Here is a 17568-nt window from a genome sequence, read left to right as displayed (position 1 = left end):
CATGCTTTTTCTGCTCTCTCCCGCGAAGTCGCTCGACTACGAAACGCCGGTGCCTGAAGCCGTCCAGGCGCTGGCCACCGAACCGCAATACATCCGCCAGGCCTCCGAGCTGATCAAGCTGCTGCGCGCCAAGACGGCCGGCGACATCGGCGCGCTGATGGACCTGTCCCCGGCACTGTCCGAGCTGAACGCGGCCCGCTACAAGGCCTGGCGCACGAAGTTCACGCCCGAGAACAGCAAGCCGGCGATGCTGGCCTTCAACGGCGACGTCTACGACGGGCTCGACGCCAAGAGCCTCAGCGTCCAGGACACCGAATGGGCGCAGCAGCACCTGTGCATCCTCTCGGGTCTCTACGGCCTGCTGCGCCCGCTCGACAAGCTCCAGCCCTACCGCCTGGAGATGGGCACGCGGCTGGAGAACCCGCACGGCGCCAACCTCTACAGCTACTGGGGCGACCGGCTCGCGCTGCACCTGAACAAGCTCGCCGCCGCCGATCCGGTGCCGGTGATCGTCAACCTGGCCTCGCAGGAATACTTCAAGGCCGCCGACCGCAAGGCGCTGAAGCCGCGCGTGATCGAGTGCCAGTTCGAGGACTGGAAGAACGGCCAGTACAAGATCATCAGCTTCTTCGCCAAGCGGGCGCGCGGGCTGATGGCGCGCTACGCCGTCACGCAGCGGATCTCGCGCCCGGCCGACCTGCTGGGCTTCGACCTCGACGGCTACGGCCACGCGGCCGAGGCTTCGACGCCCGAGCGCCTGGTGTTCCGCCGCCGCCTGGCCGATTGAAAGAATGATGAGGGAAGGACACGAGCTATGAGCGCCCAACAGATCATCACGCCCGAGCTGCGTGCCTGGATCCTGGAGCAGACCCAGGCCGGCCACGGCCGCGATCAGGTCCTCGCCGCCATGATCGGCAGCGGGTGGGACGCGGCCGTCGCGCGCAAGGCGCTGGCGGACACGCTGACGCCCGAGCAGCCTTCTTCTTCCTCCGCTGGCGAAGCGCCCACGGCCAGCAAGGTGCCCGAGCCCTCGCTGGAAGGCGCGCCGCCTTCCGTCTGGGCCGGCGATCGCCAGGTCAACATCCTGATGGCGCTGAAGCACCCGCGTGTCGTCGTCTTCGGCGGCCTGCTGTCCGATGAGGAATGCGACCAGATCGTGGCCCTGTCCGCGGCGCGGCTGGCCCGCTCGGAAACGGTGGCCACCGGCACCGACGGCAGCGAGGTCAATGCCGCGCGCACCAGCGATGGCATGTTCTTCGAGCGCGGAGAGAACGAGCTGATCAAGCGCGTGGAGGCGCGTCTGTCCGCGCTGCTGAACTGGCCTGTGGACCACGGCGAAGGCCTGCAGGTGCTGCGCTACCGCCCGGGCGCGGAGTACCTGCCGCACTACGACTACTTCGAGCCCAACCACGTCAGCACCGCCACCATCCTGAAGCGCGGCGGCCAGCGCGTGGCCTCGCTGGTGATGTACCTCAACACGCCCAAGGCCGGCGGCGCCACGACCTTCCCGGACGTGCGCCTCGACGTCTCGCCGATCAAGGGCAACGCGGTGTTCTTCAGCTACGACCGCCCGCACCCGATGACCTTGAGCCTGCACGGCGGTGCACCGGTGACCGAGGGCGAGAAGTGGGTCGCCACGAAATGGATGCGGCAGGGCGTATTCGTCTGACTAGAATGCGCCGCTGTTTTACGGAGCCCATCTTGAAGAAATCCCTCGCCCTGTTGCTGCTGTCGTCCTGCATCGGTCTCGCCGTGGCCCAGACCCCGGCGCCGCAACCGGTCCCGCCCGCCGTCGCCGGCCGTGTGATCACCGAGCCCGCGCCGACTGCCCCGGCGGCATCGGCGAAGAAGAAGTCGCAGCACCACGCGGCTGCGAAGTCGGCCAAGTCCGGCAAGAAGACCGCCGCCGCGAAGAAGACCCGCAAGAACGCCGCCGGCAAGCATGCCCACGCTGCAGCCAAGTCCACGCATGTGGCCAAGGCCGGCGGCAAGACCGGCGCCAAGGCGAAGGCGCACAAGCGTCACGCCACAGCCTGATAGGACCTGATCGGTCCTGATCGGCAGGCTGTTCATCGGCCCGTTCTGCACTTCGTCGCAGGATGCGGCTTCAAGCCCCATTCCCTCCCTGAGCCGCAGCGATACTCGCGCCCGGCGAGAAATCTCGCCGCACAACAGCGCCGATATCGCGGGGAGAAAAAATGAGTTCATGGGCTGCCAAGGCCAGGGCCTGGCTGCGCAAATTGCGCTGGTGGATCGCGATCGCCATTCTCATCGCGGGCTGGCGGATCTACGCCCAGGTGACCACACCGCCGCCTCCGCCGCCGCCCACCGGCGAGGTGAAGCTCGCCGACATCGTGCAGACCGTGCAGGCGGCCGGCACCCTGCAGGCCAAGACCAAGGTCGACGTGGGCGCGCAGGTCAGCGGCCTGGTCAAGGAAATTCCGGTCGTGCTGGGCCAGGCGGTCAAGAAGGGCGACCTGCTGGTGCTGCTGGACCCGGAGCTGGCGCAGAGCGCGGTGCTGCAGGCCGACGCCGCCGTGGCGCAGCAACGCGCGCAGATCGACTCGCGCCGCGTTGACCTCGAGGCCGCCAAGCGCGAGCTGGAACGCCAGCGCCGCCTGCTCAAGGGCGAAGCCACCGCCGCCACCGAAGCCGAGAAGGCCGAGAACGACCTGGCCAAGATCGAGGCCGACATCCGCGGCCAGGCGGCCAACCTCGTCCAGATGCAGGCGCAGCTGGACCGCAACAAGCTCAACCTCGCCTACACCCGCATCACCGCGCCGATGGACGGCGTGGTCGTCAACATCCCGGTGCAGGTGGGGCAGACCGTCATCGCCGTGCAGATCACGCCGGTGATGGTGACGCTGGCAGACCTGGACACGATCACCGTTCGCACCAAGGTGCCCGAGGCCGATGTGCAGTCGCTCGCGCCGGGCCAGAAGGCCAGCTTTTCCACGCTGTCGGGCGATGGCCGTCGCTACGAGGGCAAGCTGCGAGTGATCCAGCCGGTGCCCGAGCGGGCCGGCAACGCGGTGTTCTACAACGCGCTGTTCGAGGTGGACAACCGCGACCGCAAGCTCTTCACCGAAATGACGGTGCAGGTCGACATCGAGACCGGCGAGGCGAAGAAGACGCTGGCCATGCCCATCGTGGCGCTGGGCGAGCGCGGCAAGGATGGCGCCTATGCCGTCACCGTCGTCAGCAAGGACGGCAAGAACGAGGCGCGCCAGGTGAAGACCGGCCTGCATGACACGGCCAACGTCCAGGTGACATCGGGCGTGAAGGTCGGCGAGAAGGTGCTGCTGGCACCGCCACCCGCATCCGCCGCATCGGCTGCCTCCGCGTCCTGACATGGCGCTGATCGAGCTGAAGAACGTCGAGCGGCACTACCGGCTCGGCGACAACGACGTGGCCGCGCTGGCCGGCGTGAGCCTCACCATCGAGGCGGGCGAGTACGTGGCCATCGTCGGCCAGTCGGGCTCGGGCAAGAGCACCTTGATGAATGTGCTCGGCTGCCTCGACAAGCCGACGACCGGCAGCTACACGATCGCCGGCCGCGACACGGCGGCGCTGGAGCCCGATGAGCTTGCCGCGCTGCGGCGCGAGCACTTCGGCTTCATCTTCCAGCGCTACCACCTGCTGGGCCATCTGGATGCGCGCGCCAATGCCGCGCTGCCCGCCGTCTACACGGGCCAGGGCACGGGCAAGCGCCTGGAGCGCGCGCGTCAGTTACTGGAGCGGCTGGGCCTCGCCGAGCGACTGCACCACAAGCCCAACGAGCTGAGCGGTGGCCAGCAGCAGCGCGTCTCCATCGCTCGCGCGCTGATGAACGGCGGGCAGATCATCCTGGCGGACGAACCCACCGGCGCGCTCGACTCGGCCAGCGGCGCCGAGATGCTGCGCCTCTTGAGCGAGCTGAACGCGAGCGGCCACACGGTCATCATCGTTACGCACGATCACAGCGTGGCGGCGCAGGCCCGGCGCGTGATCACGATGAAGGACGGGCATGTGCTCAGCGATGCCGGCACGCCCGCCGGCCACCTGCCGCGGCAGCCCGAGCCGCCGCCCGCATCGCAGATCAATCGCCTGCAGCGCAGCTTCGTGCAGTGGCGCGAGGCGGTGCAGACGGCCTGGTCCGCGCTGAAGGGCAGCCGGCTGCGCACGGCGCTGTCGATGCTGGGCATCAGCATCGGCATCGCGTCGGTCGTGTCCATCGTGGCGCTGACGAGCGCGGCGCGGCAGTCGTTTGAGTCCGACCTGGCCAGCTTCATCTCCGGCCGTATCTCGGTCTGGCGCGGCAACGCGATCCTGCCGCCGGGTGCCCAGCCCAAGGCCTTCCAGCCAGCCGAGATCGAAGGCCTGCGCGCCTTGCCCGGCGTGGTCGGCGTCAATCTGGAGCGCGAGGCGCAGATGACCGTGCGCCAGGGTTCGCGCGACGCGCTGATGACCGTGCGCAGCGGCGGCCCGCAGACCTTGACGGCGCGCAAGCTGCGCGTGGCCGAGGGGCGCTACTTCAACACGCTGGATCTGCGCGACAGCGCGCAGGTGGTCGTCATCGACCAGAAGGCGCGCGAGAACCTCTTCAAGAAGGGCGAGTCGCCGATCGGCCGCACCTTGATGCTGACCCTGGGCGGCATGCCCGATCCCGCAGCCCAGGCGGCCGGTGTGCAAGCGCCGGCCTGGGCGACGCTGCCGATGACGGTCGTCGGCGTGGTGGAGAGCGATGCGGCCCTGCTGTCCGGCGGCAACTGGCTCGGTGAAGTGTTTCTGCCCGACAGCACCTTCACGCGCAAGGTGGATGCCCGGGCCGACTACGACCACTTCGACCTGCTGATCAGTCCCAAGACGCCGCCCGAGCAGGTGCGCGAACAGATGACCCATCGCCTGCGCGCGCTGCACGGCGCGGAGGACTTCTCCATCTGGAGCGGCGAGGAGGAGTTTCGCAAGGTGACCCGGATCACCGCGGGCCTGGCGGGCGTGTTCGCCGGCGTGGCGGCCATCGCCCTGGTGGTGGGCGGCGTGGGCGTGATGAACATCATGCTGGTGTCGGTGTCGGAGCGCACGCGGGAGATCGGCATCCGCATGGCCGTGGGCGCGCGGCGCAGCGACGTGCTGCTGCAGTTCCTGGTCGAGGCGGTGGTGCTGTGCTGCCTCGGCGGCCTGGTGGGCGTGGCCTTGAGCTGGCTCGCCGCCTTCGGCTTCAACCAGGTGCAGCAGCAGCTCCATGTCTCGGTCAGCTGGGATGCGCTGGTTGTGGCCTTCGCGGTTTCCAGCGGCGTGGGACTGATCTTCGGCACCTTGCCGGCGCGGCGCGCGGCGGCACTCAGCCCGGTCGATGCACTGGCACGCGAATGACGATGATGAACATGAGACGAATCCTCCTGTGGGCTCCCTTGCTGCTCGCTGCCTGCGCCGGCGCGCCGATCGCACCGCCGGCCGCGCCCGAGGCGCCCGCGCAGTGGGCCGACACGCCGGCCGCGGGCGAACTGGCCGCCTGGGCGCCGCTGCTCGATCCCGCGCTGCAGGCCCTGCAGCAGCGGGCCCTGGGCGCCAACACCGACATCCGCCGCGCTGCGCTGGCCCTGCAGGCGCAGGAGCTGCAGGCCCGGCTGCAGGGCCTGCGCATCCAGCCCAGCGCGAGCCTTTCGTACGGCGCCAACAAGCCGCTGGAGTCGCAGGGCTCCACCATCAACGTCAACGGCGTGCTGATCCCCGTGGGCTCGCAGGCGCAGTGGAGCCACAGCTACGGCGCCTCGATCGGCGCGGGCTTCGAGCTGGATCTGTGGAACCGCCTGGCGCAGCTCGATGCCCAGCAGGCGCGCCTGAGCGAGGCCGCGCAGAGCGACATCACGGCCGCCCGGCAGAACATCGCCAGCCGCGTGGCCGAGAGCTACTGGACCCTCGCCGCCAACGAGCGCCTGGCCGCCATCGCGGCCGAGAAGGTGAGGGTGGCCGAGCAGGCGCTGCCGCTGGTCACCGCCCGAGTGAAGGAGGGCAAGCTCGTGCCGCTGGAGATCGGCCGCGCCTCGTCCACCCTGCAGTCCGCGCAGCAGCAGCTCGCGCAGGCCGAGGCCGCGCTGGCCAAGGCGCGCGTGAGCCTGGCCCAGTTGCTGGATGAGGTTCCGCCCGGCCCTGCCGTGCAGCCGGTGCCGCTGCCCGCCGCGCCGTTGCCCGATTGGACGCCCGACGACCCGGCCCGCGTGCTCGAACGCCGGCCCGACGTGCACCGCGCGCGCCTGGAGGTCGACGCCGCGCTGGCCGGTGCTCGCGCCACGCGCGCCGCCCGCTATCCGCAGCTGAGCTTCAACGCCGGCCTCGGCACCGGCGGCGCAAAGATGAGCGACTGGTTCGCCCAGCCGCTGCTGTCGCTGGCCTCCAACCTCACCGTGCCGCTGATCGACTGGCGCCGGCTCGACCTGCAGGACGCGCAGTCACGCAACGCGCTCGACACCGCGGCGCTCAACCTGCGCGACAAGGTCAACGGCGCGCTGGCCGAGGTGCAGGGCCTGCTGATCGACCAGCGCCGCATCGGCGACGAACGCGCGGCGGCTGACTCGCAGCTGGCCGTCAACGCCGATGCCGAGCGCCTGGCCCGGCTCAAGCTGGAGGTCGGTTCGATCGCGCGTGCCGACGCACTGCAGGCGCGCTCGGCGACGCTGGATGCCGAGCAGGCGGTGGTGCAGTCCCGGCTCGATGCCTTGCTGAACCGTTTGGCGCTGTTGCGCGCATTGGCCGTTCCTCTGGACTAAGCCCCTCGCCACCCCTTCCTGAGCGATTGCGGGCAACATCACGGCTTTTTTGCCGATGACCCCACCCGCTCCACTGACCCGCGGCCTGCTGGCCCTGCTGGCCGCGACCTGCGGCCTGCTCGTCGCGGCGCTGTATTTCTCGCAGCCGCTGTCCGCGCTGATCGCCGCGGATCTGGGCCTGGCGCCCGAGTCGGCGGGCCTGCTGGTCACCTTGACGCAGGTCGGCTACTGCGCCGGCCTGATCCTGCTGACGCCGCTGGGTGACATTGTCGAGAACAAACGCCTGGTGATCGTCACGATGTGCGGCTCGGCGCTGTCGCTGGCCTTGGCGGCCCTGGCGCCGAACGGCGCGAGCTTCCTGGCCGCCTCGCTGCTGGTGGGCCTGGCCGCCTGCGCCGTGCAGATGCTGGTGCCGCTCGGCGCCCACCTGGCGCCGCCGGAGCGGCGCGGGCGTGTCGTTGGCACCATCACCGGCGGCCTGCTGCTGGGCATCATGCTGGCGCGGCCGGCCTCCAGCGCGGTCGCTGGCCTGGCTGGCTGGCGGATGGTTTTCGGCGTCGCGGCCGCGGTCGTGCTGCTGTTCGCCGCCGTGCTAGCGCGGCGTCTGCAGCCGCTGCAGCCCGCTCATTCGGCGAGTTATGGCTCGCTGATCGCCTCGCTGGGTACCGTGTTCGCAACGCAGCCCGTGCTGCGCAAGCGCGCGCTGTCGCACGCCGCGCTGTTCGCCACCTTCAGCCTGTTCTGGACCGCCGTGCCCTGGCTGCTGCTGGCGCAGGGCTACACGCAGCACGCGATTGCGCTGTTTGCGCTGGCCGGCGCGGGCGGCACCTTGATCGCGCCGGTGGCCGGGCGGCTGGCCGACCACGGCCACACGCGCGCCGTGACGATCGCCGCCATGCTCATCACTTCGCTGTGCTTCGCGCTGACCTGGCAGGGCGGCCCGATGTGGCTGATGGTGCTGGCGGCTATCGCGATCGATGCCGGTGTGCAGGCCAACCACGTGGTCGGCCAGCGCGAGGTGCTGCTGGTGGACCCGGCGCTGCGCAACCGGCTCAACAGCGTCTACGTCGCGATCATGTTCGCCGGCGCGGCCCTGGCCTCGTCGATGGCGGGCCCGCTGTTCCACGGCGGCTGGCACGGCGTGGCCGCGGTCGGCGCGGCGCTGCCGCTGCTGGCGCTGGCGATCTACCTGGCGCACGGTTCGCGGGCGCGCTGACGCGTTTGGGCGCCGGGGCGCCCTTATGTGTCAAGACCTTTACCCCGGCTTCACCAAGCTGGTGTTCAGTGCAGGCCCTTAGGGACGAAAAAGAGTCATCGCACACCCAACGGGAGCCTCCCGATGATCTCAGCACTCTCATCGTCCAGCGCCGCCGCCATCGGCGCCGGCAGCACTGCCCAGAAACGCCCCAGCGCCGACGAGATGTTCCAGAAGCTCGACAGCGGCGACAAGGGCTACCTGACCCAGTCCGACTTCGCCAGCATCTCCAAGGAAGGCTCGGACACGGCCAAGGCCGAGGAAATGTTCAAGAAGATGGACACGGACGGCGACGGCAAGGTCACCGAGTCCGAATTCAAGGCCGCCTCGGAAAAGATGGACGCCGCCCGCCAGTCGGGTGGTCACGCAGCACTGGGCGGTGCGCACAGCGCCCAGGGCGCGCCGCGCCAAGCCGCCGTTTCTGCATCCGACAGCAGCAGCAGCGAGAAGACCTACGACCCCGCCGACACCAACGAGGACGGCACCGTCTCCCAGCAGGAGCAGCAGGCCTACGACGCCAAGCAGGCGCAGGCTCAGGTGGCCATCAGCACCTACGAGTCGGTCGCCTCCGCCCAGTAAGTTCCGCTCAGTAGGTTTCGAGATGCAGCCGGCCGGTCTTCTTCAGATCGGCCGCCGTCGCTTCCCAGTCCAGGCCGGCCTGGCTCGCCACGTCGCGCAGCGCCAGGATCACGCCTTCCTCCATCGCCTTCAGACCGCAGACGTAGAAATGCGCGGCCGGATCGGCCAGCAGCAATGACAGGTCGGCAGCGCGCTCGCGCATCAGGTCCTGCACGTAACGCTTGGGCTGGCCGGGCGTGCGGCTGAAGGCCAGGTTGATGTCGATGAAGTCGCGCGGCAGGCTGGTCAGCGGGCCGAAGTAGGGCAGATCCTCCTTCGTGCGGGCGCCGAAAAACAGCAGCAGCTTGCCGCCTTCGAACTTGCCGCTGGCCCGCAGCCGGCGGCGCCACTCGGTCATCGCCCGCATCGGCGCGCTGCCGGTGCCGGTGCAGATCATCACGATGTGGCTCTTCGGATGGTTGGGCATCAGGAAGCTGGTGCCGAACGGGCCGATCACTTGCACCGTGTCACCCACCTGCAGGTCGCACATGTAGTTGCTGGCGACGCCGCGGACGGGCTGGCCGTCATAGTCCTCCAGCACGCGCTTGATCGTCAGCGACACGTTGTTGTAGCCCGGCCGCTCGCCGTTGCGCGGGCTGGCGATCGAGTACTGGCGCGCGTGATGCGGCCGGCCGCTGGCATCCACGCCCGGCGGCACGATGCCGATCGACTGACCCTCCAGCACCGGAAAGGGCATCGCTCCGAAGTCCAGCACGATGTGATGCGTGTCGTACTCCCGGCCGACTTCGGTCACGCGGATGTTGCCGCTGACGGTCGCCGTGACGGACCTCTCCACCGCCTTCGGGCCGTACAGATTGGCATAGGCGTGGGCCGCCGACCAGGGCGGGATCGTCGCGCCGTATTGCGCGCTGTTGAAGGCGGTGACGGCCGGCTCCGCGATCAACTGCGGCGGGGCTTCTGCAACCGCTTGCGCGATGCCGGCCTCGGCCAGCTCCTCAGCGCTCAGTTCGCCCGGCAGAACATCCCATTCGAGCTGCTCGGCCGTGCTGTAGGCACGCGCCTTGGGCATGCTGCGCCAGTTGTCGATCGAGCCGGTGGGGCAGGGCGGCACGCAGGCCATGCAGAGATTGCACTTGTCTGCGTCGACCACATAGTTCCGCGAATCGTGCGTGATCGCCTGCACCGGGCAGGTGGCCTCGCAGGTGTTGCAGCGGATGCAGATCTCCGGGTCGATCAGGTGCTGCTGGATGACGGCGACGGCCATGTCCATGATGCTAACGCTCAGCCGAAGCGGACGTACTCGAAATCGACCGGCTGGCGATTGATGCCCATCACCGGCGGGGCGATCCAGTTGGCGAACTTGCCGGGCTCGACGACGCGGCCCATCAGGCTGGCGACGAAGGCGCGGTCCTCGTCCGAGGGCAACCATTCGTCCTTGCGCGCCTGCCACTCGGTCTCGCTCAGCACGCGGCCGTCCGGCGACATCTTGATGCCGGCCAGCGCGCCGATGTTGCGGTGGAAAGCCTTGTGCGGCACGGTCAGGCGCATCGGCAGGCCGGCCTTCTCGATCACCTTGTTCCAGCGGCCGACGCCGGCCACCGAGTCGCGAATGAAGTCGTCGCGCAGCACCTCGTTGAGCGCGTTGAGCATCGGCACGTCCTTCTCGACGAGCTGGCCGTTCTGCACTTCCAGCACCTTGTAGGTCCGGTCCTTCAGGATGTGGTCGTCCTCGCGCTTGCCTTCCTCGAAGCGGCCCTTGAGCCCGCTGCTGTAGAAGGTGGCGGCGTTGCTGGACTGGTCGGCGCCGAACAGGTCGATCGTCACCGAGTAGTGGAAGTTCAGGTAGCGCTGCAGGGTCGGCAGGTCGATCACGCCGGCGGCACGGAGCTTCTGCGCATCGTCGGTCTTCAGCTCGTTCATCGCCTGGCAGGTGCGCTGGATCACACGGGAGACGCCGCTCTCGCCGACGAACATGTGGTGCGCCTCCTCGGTCAGCATGAACTTGGTCGTGCGGGCCAGCGGATCGAAGGCCGATTCAGCGAGCGCCGACAGCTGGAACTTGCCGTCGCGGTCGGTGAAGTACGTGAACATGAAGAAGGCCAGCCAGTCCGGCGTGGCCTCGTTGAACGCACCGAGGATGCGCGGGTTGTTCTCGTCGCCGCTGCGGCGATCGAGCAGCGCCTCGGCTTCCTCGCGGCCATCGCGGCCGAAGTGGCGGTGCAGCAGGTAGACCATCGCCCACAGGTGGCGGCCTTCCTCGACATTGATCTGGAACAGGTTGCGCAGGTCGTACATGCTGGGCGCGGTGAGGCCCAGGTGACGTTGCTGCTCCACCGAAGCCGGCTCGGTGTCGCCCTGCGTCACGATGATGCGGCGCAGGTTGGCGCGGTGCTCGCCGGGCACATCGGTCCAGGCCTTCTCGCCCTTGTGGTCACCGAAGTGGATCTGCCGGTTCGCGTCGCCCGGGTTCAGGAAGATGCCCCAGCGGTAGTCGCGCATCTTCACGTGGCCGAACTGGGCCCAGCCCTGCGGATCGACGCTGACGGCGGTGCGCAGGTAGACCTCGTGGTTGGTCGAGCCCTCGGGGCCGACGTCGTCCCACCAATTGATGAAGTTGGGCTGCCAGCCCTCCAGCGCGCGCTGCAGCGTGCGGTCTTCGGAGAGGTTGACGTTGTTGGGGATCTTGTCGCTGTAGTTGATCGTCGTGCTCATGTCGTCTCGCTCCGGTTCAGACACGGTTCCAGTCGAATTGCGCTTTCTCGCCCTTGCCGTAGACCTTCAGCGCGCCCTTGTCGCCGACGGCGTTGGGCCGCTGGAAGATCCAGTTCTGCCAGGCGGTGAGGCGGCCGAAGATGCGGGTGGCCATGTTCTCCTGGCCGTTGAAGCGCAGGTTCGCTTCCATGCCGGTCAGTGCGTCGGGGCTCATCGCCACGCGTTCCTCGATGGCGATGCGGACCTCGTCGGCCCAGTCGATGTCATCGGGGTTGCTGGTGGCCAGGCCCAGTGCGAAGGCCGCGTCGGCGTCCAGCGGCTGGCCGACGGCGGCGCGCAGCGCGTCCATCGCCGGCGCCTCGTCGTAGAAGCGGCGGGCCAGGCGGCTCTCGCCGGTGACCATCGGGTAGCGGCCGAAGTTGGCTTCGCCGACGATGGTCTTGGGCGCGCGCGCCTCGTCGTCCGGTAGGGCCAGGTGGTAGATGCGGTCGCAGGCCAGGGCCAGTTCCAGGAAGGTGCCGGCGAAGCAGGAGCCGGGCTCGACCAGCGCGAACAGGCTGCGCGAAGACACGTCCAGCCGCGCCAGGGTGCGGCGCAGCGCGCCGACCGTCTCGCGCACGAACCAGTGCTTGCCGTGCTGCGCCAGGATCTCGTCCATGGCCAGCACCGCGCTCGCGTCGCCCTCGGTCTTGATCAGCCAGACGCCGATGTCCAGCTCGTTCGTGCGCATCGACAGGATCGCGTCGTCCAGCTCGCGGGCCAGGGCCAGCGGGTACCAGGCAGCGCCGGCCGCCTCGATCGCGGCGATGTCCGATTCGACCGGCGTCGTCGGCGCCTTGATCGTGAAGCTGGCCACGCGCTTGTCGCGATCGATCTCGACGGTGACGTGGCCGTAGCGCAGCGCGTCGGCCTCGATCGTGCGCTCGATCGGCGTCAGCGCCACGCCGCGGCCGTTGTCGGGCCGGTCGCTCTGCTCGGCCAGCTTGATCGCACGTTCCTGCACGCGGGCGGCGAACTGCGCGGGCTTGGCGATGTCGTCCACCAGGCGCCAGTCCTTGGCGCGCTGGCCACGCACGCCTTCGACGCTGGTGCAGAACAGGTCGGCCAGGTCGTGGCGTACCTTGCGCTTGTCGGTCACGCGGGTGAGGCCGCCGGTGCCGGGCAGCACGCCCAGCAGCGGCACCTCGGGCAGGCTCACGGCGCTGCTGCGGTCGTCCACCAGCAGGATCTCGTCGCAGGCCAGCGCCACCTCGTAGCCGCCGCCGGCGCAGGAGCCGTTCACGGCGGCGAGGAACTTCAGGCCGCTGTGCCGGGACGAGTCTTCCAGGCCGTTGCGCGTCTCGTTGGTGAACTTGCAGAAGTTCACCTTCCAGGCGTGCGAGGAGACGCCCAGCATGAAGATGTTGGCGCCGGAGCAGAACACCTTGTCCTTCGCGCTGGTGAGCACGACGCTGCGCACCTCCGGATGCTCGAAGCGGATGCGGTTGATCGCATCGTGCAGTTCGATGTCCACGCCCAGGTCGTAGCTGTTGAGCTTCAGCTTGTAGCCGGGGCGCAGGCCGCCGTTCTCGTCGAAGTCGGCCGCCAGCGTGGCGACGGGGCCTTCGAACTTCAGCTTCCAGTGGCGGTAGCGGGAGGGGTCGGTCTGGTAGTCGACTCGTTGCGGCTCGGTGCTCATGCGGCTCTCCTTAATGCATTTAAATGCATGTTATGAAGCATAGTGCATGCATTGAATTGCAGTCAAGACGCCGCAAGGAAATTTACGCAGGCAGCGACAGCGTCTGTCTCACCATCGCCCGCAGGGCCTGGAAGCTCGCGCCCAGATCCTGTGCGCTGGTGTCCAGCGTCAGCGTGGCCTTGGAATAGAAGGGCGAGCGGCCTTCGAGGATCGCCTTCAGGTCGTCCATCGCCTCCTTGTTGTCGGCCATCGGCCGCATGTCGCCCTGGGCGATCACGCGGCGCATGTGGTCTTCCGGCGCCGCCTGCAGCCAGACGGTGGTGCAGTGCGACAGCAGCAGGTTGAAGGTGGCTGCATCGGAAACCAGGCCGCCGGGCGTCGCCAGCACTGCCTCCGGATAGATCTGGATCGCTTCCTCGACGGCGCGGCGCTCATAGCGGCGGTAGGCGTTCTGGCCGTACAGGCCCTGGATCTCGGAGATGCTGCAGCCGGCGAACTTCTCGATCTCGCGGCTCAGCTCGACGAAGGGGTAGTCCAGGTCTTCCGCCAGCATGCGGCCCAGAGTGGACTTGCCGGCGCCGCGCAGGCCGATCAGCGCGATCCGGCTGCGGCCGGCGTCGGCGGCCGGTGCCTCGCCCAGCAGGCCCGGCAGCGCCTCGCGCACTCGGCGCAGGGTCGGCTCGTCGCGCTTCTCCAGCAGCTCGCGGATCAGCAGCCACTCGGGGCTGGAGGCGGTGACATCGCCCAGCAGCTCCGCCAGCGGGCACTGCAGCGCCTGCGCGATCTGCAGCAACACCAGGATCGACGCATTGCCGACGCCGTACTCCAGGTTGGCTAGGTGCCGCTCGGAGACGTCTGCCGTGGTCGCCAGGGCCTTGCGGGTCATGCCGCGGCGCGAGCGCAGGGAGCGTACCCGCTCGCCCAGCGCGACGAGGAAGGGGTTCTTTTCCTCGCCACTTTCTTCGTTCGGTGTTAACCCGTGGATAGGCAATATATTGCTTGACACGATATTTTCAGGGTCCTAGAGTGCATTTACGCACAATACTGCATCACCGAGCCGCAAGCAAGGCAGGAGGCAAGCCGAGATGAGCAGCAGCACCACCGTCCAGGCGCCGCCGCGGACGTTCAACTTCGCCCAGCACCTGCTGGCCGCGAACGCCCAGCGCGCCGGCAAGACCGCCTTCACCGACGACCACGGTTCGATCAGCTACGGCGCACTGGAAGAACGCGCCCGCCGCCTCGGTGCCGCGCTGCTGGCCGCTGGCGTCAAGCGCGAGGAGCGCGTGCTGTTGCTGATGCAGGACTGCTGCGACTGGCCGATCGCCTTCCTCGGCGCCATCTACGCCGGCATCGTACCGGTGGCGGTCAACACGCTGCTGACCGTGGACGACTACGCCTACATGCTGGAGCACTCGCGGGCGCAGGCGGCGCTGGTGTCCGGCGCGCTACTGCCGGCGCTGCACGAGGCGATGGCGCGCGGCACGCATGAGCTGCACACCGTGGTCGTCTCGCAGCCGCAGCCGAGCACGCCGCTACAGGCCGGCGAGCAAGAGTTCCAGTCCTTCGTCGACTCTCAGGCGCCGCTCGCCCAGGCCGCCGCCACCAGCTGCGACGACCCGGCCTTCTGGCTCTATTCCTCTGGCTCCACGGGCAAGCCCAAGGGCACGGTCCACTCGCAGGCCAATCCCTACTGGACCTGCGAGCTGTATGCCAAGGCGATCCTGGGCCTCACCGAGCATGACGTCTGCTTCTCCGCCGCCAAGCTCTTCTTCGCCTACGGCCTGGGCAATGCGCTGACCTTCCCGCTGTCGGTCGGCGCCTCGGTGCTGCTGATGGCGGAACGACCGACGCCGGCGGCCTGCTTCAAGCGGCTGCGAGGAGAGGTGGGCGGCGTGAAACCGACCTTGCTCTTCGGTGCGCCGACCGGCTATGCCGGCATGTTGGCTTCGCCCGAGCTGCCGCTGCGTGGCGAGGTGGCGCTGCGCATGGCGTCCAGCGCCGGCGAGGCGCTGCCGGCCGAGATCGGCGGGCGCTTCCGCGAGCATTTCGGCGTGGACATCGTGGACGGCATCGGCTCCACCGAGATGCTGCACATCTTCCTGTCGAACCGGCCCGATCGCGTGCAGTACGGCACCACCGGCTGGCCGGTGCCCGGCTACGAGTTGCAACTGCGCGGCGACGATGGCCGCGAGGTTGCTGACGGCGAGCCGGGCGACCTGTTCATCCAGGGACCGTCGGCCGCCTTGATGTACTGGGCCAACCGCGAGAAGTCGCGCGACACCTTCCAGGGCGGCTGGACCAAGAGCGGCGACAAGTACATCCGCAACGCCGACGGCAGCTACACCTACGCCGGCCGCAGCGACGACATGCTGAAAGTCAGCGGCATCTACGTCTCGCCCTTCGAGGTCGAGGCCACCTTGATCCAGCACCCGGCCGTGCTGGAGGCCGCCGTGATCGGCAAGCAGGACGCCGACGGCCTGACCAAGACCAAGGCCTTCGTCGTGCTGAAGCCCGGCGGCGCCGCCGGCGAGGACGAGCTGAAGGCCTTCGTCAAGGAGCGGCTCGCGCCCTACAAGTACCCGCGCTTCATCGAGTTCATCGCCGAGCTGCCCAAGACCGCCACCGGCAAGATCCAGCGCTTCCGCCTGCGCGAGCGCGAGGCGGCAAACTCGTGATCGAGTATCAATGGATCAATGCCGAGCGGGCGGAGCAGCCGCTGCTGGTGTTCCTGCACGAGGGCCTGGGCTCGGTATCGATGTGGCGTGACTTTCCGAAGCGCCTGTGTGATGCGCTGGGCTGGCGTGGCCTCGTCTACTCGCGACCGGGCTACGGCCGTTCGACGCCGCGCCCGCCCGACGAGCGCTGGGCGCCCGACTTCATGCATCGGCAGGCCTATGACGTGCTACCCGCCTTGCTGGCGGAACTCGGCGTGGATCGACCCTACTGGCTGCTCGGCCACAGCGACGGCGGCTCGATCGCGCTGCTGCACGCGGCGAAGTTCCCGCAGCGCGTGGCCGGCGCCATCGTGCTGGCGCCGCACATCCTGGTCGAGGACATCTCGGTGGCCTCCATCGCGAAGACCCGCGAGGCCTATCTGACGACCGATCTGCGCTCGAAGCTGGCTCGCCACCATGCCGACGTCGACTCCGCCTTCTGGGGCTGGAACGACATCTGGCTCGACCCAGCCTTCCGCGACTGGTCTATCGAAAACGAGATCAGGGATATCGCTTGCCCGCTCTTGGCGGTGCAGGGTTTGGACGATGAGTACGGTACGCTGGAACAGATCCGTGGCATCGCCCGGCGCGTGCCGCAGACGCGCCTGCTGGAACTGCCCGACTGCGGCCACTCGCCGCACCGCGACCGGCCGGATGCGCTCATTTCCGCAGTTAGCACCTTCGCTCACACCTTCGTCCTTTCACAGCCATAACTATCAAGGAGACAAGACGATGAAGCTCGCAACCCTGGCCCTGGCCGCGCTCGCACTGGCAGCGAACGCCGATGCCCAGACCAAGCTGAAGGTCGGCCTGATGCTGCCCGCCACCGGCACCTATGCCGCGCTGGGCACCGCGATCGACAACGGCTTCAAGCTCTACATCACCGAGCAGGGCGGCAAGCTCGCCGGCCGCGAGATCGAGTACGTGCGCGTGGACGACGAGAGCGACCCGGCCAAGGCCACCGACAACGTCAACAAGCTGATCAAGCGCGACAACGTGGACGTGATCGTCGGTACCGTGCACAGCGGCGTCGCGATGGCGATGGCCAAGGCCGCGAAGGACAGCGGCACCTTGCTGATCGTGCCCAATGCCGGCGCCGATGCCGTGACCGGCCCGATGTGCGCGCCCAACATCTTCCGCAGCAGTTTCAGCAACTGGCAGCCGGGCTACGCGATGGGCGAGGTGGTGGCGAAGAAGGGCCACAAGAAGGTCGTCACGATCACCTGGAAGTACGCCGCCGGCGACGAGTCGGTGCGCGGCTTCAAGGAGGCCTTCGAGAAGGGCGGCGGCACGGTGGTGAAGGAGCTGAACCTGCCGTTCCCGAACGTCGAGTTCCAGGCGCTGCTGACCGAGATCGCCGCCACCAAGCCCGACGCCGTCTACACCTTCTTCGCCGGCGGCGGTGCGGTGAAGTTCGTCAAAGACTACGCCGCGGCGGGCCTGAAGAAGAACATCCCGCTCTACGGTGCCGGCTTCATCACCGACGGCACGCTGGAAGCGCAAGGCGCCGATGCAGCCGGCCTGTTCACCACGCTGCACTACGCCGACAGCCTCAACACCCCGCGCGACAACGCCTTCCGCCTGTCCTATGCGAAGACCTACAAGCTGCAGCCCGACGTCTACGCGGTGCAGGGCTACGACGCGGCGCAGATCCTCGCGATCGGCCTCGCCGCGGTGAAGGGCGACGTCAGCAAGAAGGCCGAGTTCGCCGCCGCGGTGGAGAAGGCCAAGATCGACAGCCCGCGCGGCCCGTTCACCTTGTCCAAGTCGCACAACCCGGTGCAGGACTTCTACCTGCGCGAGGTCAGCGGCAAGGAGAACAAGCTCGTCGGCGTCGCCTCCAAGGCGCTGGCCGATCCGGGCAAGGGCTGCCGGATGTAA

At 68.6% G+C, this 17568-nt stretch carries 15 protein-coding genes; 11 read left to right on the top strand and 4 right to left on the bottom strand.

Annotated features, from left to right (window positions below):
* Nucleotide 1 precedes the first annotated feature (1 nt).
* The 8 genes from yaaA (at nt 2) to SNE35_RS12375 (ending at nt 8583) form a co-directional block, all read left to right on the top strand.
* Nucleotides 2–787 carry a peroxide stress protein YaaA gene (yaaA, locus tag SNE35_RS12410; protein ID WP_320423227.1) on the top strand — a complete coding sequence of 262 codons (786 nt, stop codon included), beginning with the start codon at nt 2–4 and terminating at the stop codon, nt 785–787.
* Between the two features lie 27 nt (nt 788–814).
* The gene (locus SNE35_RS12405; RefSeq protein ID WP_320423226.1) at nt 815–1669 is read left to right on the top strand and encodes a 2OG-Fe(II) oxygenase; all 855 of its coding nucleotides are present in this window, start codon (nt 815–817) and stop codon (nt 1667–1669) included.
* A 32-nt stretch (nt 1670–1701) separates the two neighbouring features.
* Nucleotides 1702–2037 carry a hypothetical protein gene (locus tag SNE35_RS12400; RefSeq protein WP_320423225.1) on the top strand — a complete coding sequence of 112 codons (336 nt, stop codon included), beginning with the start codon at nt 1702–1704 and terminating at the stop codon, nt 2035–2037.
* A 161-nt stretch (nt 2038–2198) separates the two neighbouring features.
* Nucleotides 2199–3350, top strand: coding sequence for an efflux RND transporter periplasmic adaptor subunit (locus SNE35_RS12395; RefSeq protein ID WP_320423224.1), 1152 nt, complete (start codon nt 2199–2201; stop codon nt 3348–3350).
* A 1-nt stretch (nt 3351) separates the two neighbouring features.
* On the top strand, nt 3352–5355 hold the full coding sequence (locus SNE35_RS12390) for an ATP-binding cassette domain-containing protein (protein WP_320423223.1): 2004 nt from the start codon (nt 3352–3354) through the stop codon (nt 5353–5355).
* A gap of 11 nt (nt 5356–5366) precedes the next feature.
* A complete protein-coding gene (locus tag SNE35_RS12385; RefSeq protein ID WP_320423222.1) occupies nt 5367–6749 on the top strand; it encodes a TolC family protein in 1383 nt (460 codons plus the stop codon).
* A 55-nt stretch (nt 6750–6804) separates the two neighbouring features.
* On the top strand, nt 6805–7965 hold the full coding sequence (locus tag SNE35_RS12380) for an MFS transporter (RefSeq protein WP_320423221.1): 1161 nt from the start codon (nt 6805–6807) through the stop codon (nt 7963–7965).
* A gap of 123 nt (nt 7966–8088) precedes the next feature.
* Nucleotides 8089–8583: an EF-hand domain-containing protein gene (locus SNE35_RS12375; RefSeq protein ID WP_320423220.1), complete on the top strand. Its 495-nt coding sequence runs from the start codon at nt 8089–8091 to the stop codon at nt 8581–8583.
* 7 nt (nt 8584–8590) lie between these two features.
* On the opposite strand, the gene boxA is transcribed toward SNE35_RS12375, so the two are convergent.
* The 4 genes from boxA to SNE35_RS12355 form a co-directional block, all read right to left on the bottom strand.
* Nucleotides 8591–9853 (bottom strand): benzoyl-CoA 2,3-epoxidase subunit BoxA, encoded by a 1263-nt coding sequence (boxA, locus tag SNE35_RS12370; RefSeq protein ID WP_320423219.1) that lies wholly within the window; start codon nt 9851–9853, stop codon nt 8591–8593.
* Nucleotides 9854–9864: 11 nt separating this feature from the next.
* Entirely contained in the window at nt 9865–11295 is a 1431-nt protein-coding gene (gene boxB, locus SNE35_RS12365) for a benzoyl-CoA 2,3-epoxidase subunit BoxB (protein ID WP_320423218.1), read from the bottom strand.
* A gap of 16 nt (nt 11296–11311) precedes the next feature.
* Nucleotides 11312–12973, bottom strand: a complete 1662-nt coding sequence (boxC, locus tag SNE35_RS12360; protein ID WP_320423217.1) for a 2,3-epoxybenzoyl-CoA dihydrolase — start codon at nt 12971–12973, stop codon at nt 11312–11314.
* An 82-nt stretch (nt 12974–13055) separates the two neighbouring features.
* Nucleotides 13056–13979, bottom strand: coding sequence for a helix-turn-helix transcriptional regulator (locus SNE35_RS12355; RefSeq protein ID WP_320423216.1), 924 nt, complete (start codon nt 13977–13979; stop codon nt 13056–13058).
* 79 nt (nt 13980–14058) lie between these two features.
* Between SNE35_RS12355 and SNE35_RS12350 the strand changes: the two genes are divergently transcribed.
* Genes SNE35_RS12350 through SNE35_RS12340 form a run of 3 tightly spaced genes read left to right on the top strand, consistent with a single transcriptional unit; the run spans nt 14059 to nt 17568 of the window.
* On the top strand, nt 14059–15648 hold the full coding sequence (locus SNE35_RS12350) for a benzoate-CoA ligase family protein (protein WP_320423215.1): 1590 nt from the start codon (nt 14059–14061) through the stop codon (nt 15646–15648).
* Nucleotides 15645–16400 (top strand): alpha/beta fold hydrolase, encoded by a 756-nt coding sequence (locus tag SNE35_RS12345; protein ID WP_320423214.1) that lies wholly within the window; start codon nt 15645–15647, stop codon nt 16398–16400. Before SNE35_RS12350 ends, SNE35_RS12345 begins: the two co-directional genes overlap by 4 nt.
* 19 nt (nt 16401–16419) lie before the next feature.
* Nucleotides 16420–17568 carry an ABC transporter substrate-binding protein gene (locus tag SNE35_RS12340; protein WP_320423213.1) on the top strand — a complete coding sequence of 383 codons (1149 nt, stop codon included), beginning with the start codon at nt 16420–16422 and terminating at the stop codon, nt 17566–17568.

The organism is Roseateles agri, assembly GCF_034043675.1.
GTDB lineage: Bacteria > Pseudomonadota > Gammaproteobacteria > Burkholderiales > Burkholderiaceae_C > KK5.
This window is presented reverse-complemented; position numbering and strand designations above follow the sequence as displayed.

Bases quoted from the DNA above. Each gene is read 5' to 3' on its own strand.
- SNE35_RS12340 (WP_320423213.1), top strand. From the start codon at position 16,420: ATGAAGCTCGCAACCCTGGCCCTGGCCGCGCTCGCACTGGCAGCGAAC.
- boxB (WP_320423218.1), bottom strand. From the start codon at position 11,295: ATGAGCACGACGATCAACTACAGCGACAAGATCCCCAACAACGTCAAC.
- SNE35_RS12405 (WP_320423226.1), top strand. From the start codon at position 815: ATGAGCGCCCAACAGATCATCACGCCCGAGCTGCGTGCCTGGATCCTG.
- boxA (WP_320423219.1), bottom strand. From the start codon at position 9,853: ATGGACATGGCCGTCGCCGTCATCCAGCAGCACCTGATCGACCCGGAG.
- SNE35_RS12390 (WP_320423223.1), top strand. From the start codon at position 3,352: ATGGCGCTGATCGAGCTGAAGAACGTCGAGCGGCACTACCGGCTCGGC.
- boxC (WP_320423217.1), bottom strand. From the start codon at position 12,973: ATGAGCACCGAGCCGCAACGAGTCGACTACCAGACCGACCCCTCCCGC.
- SNE35_RS12385 (WP_320423222.1), top strand. From the start codon at position 5,367: ATGAGACGAATCCTCCTGTGGGCTCCCTTGCTGCTCGCTGCCTGCGCC.
- SNE35_RS12350 (WP_320423215.1), top strand. From the start codon at position 14,059: ATGAGCAGCAGCACCACCGTCCAGGCGCCGCCGCGGACGTTCAACTTC.
- SNE35_RS12395 (WP_320423224.1), top strand. From the start codon at position 2,199: ATGAGTTCATGGGCTGCCAAGGCCAGGGCCTGGCTGCGCAAATTGCGC.
- SNE35_RS12375 (WP_320423220.1), top strand. From the start codon at position 8,089: ATGATCTCAGCACTCTCATCGTCCAGCGCCGCCGCCATCGGCGCCGGC.
- yaaA (WP_320423227.1), top strand. From the start codon at position 2: ATGCTTTTTCTGCTCTCTCCCGCGAAGTCGCTCGACTACGAAACGCCG.
- SNE35_RS12380 (WP_320423221.1), top strand. From the start codon at position 6,805: ATGACCCCACCCGCTCCACTGACCCGCGGCCTGCTGGCCCTGCTGGCC.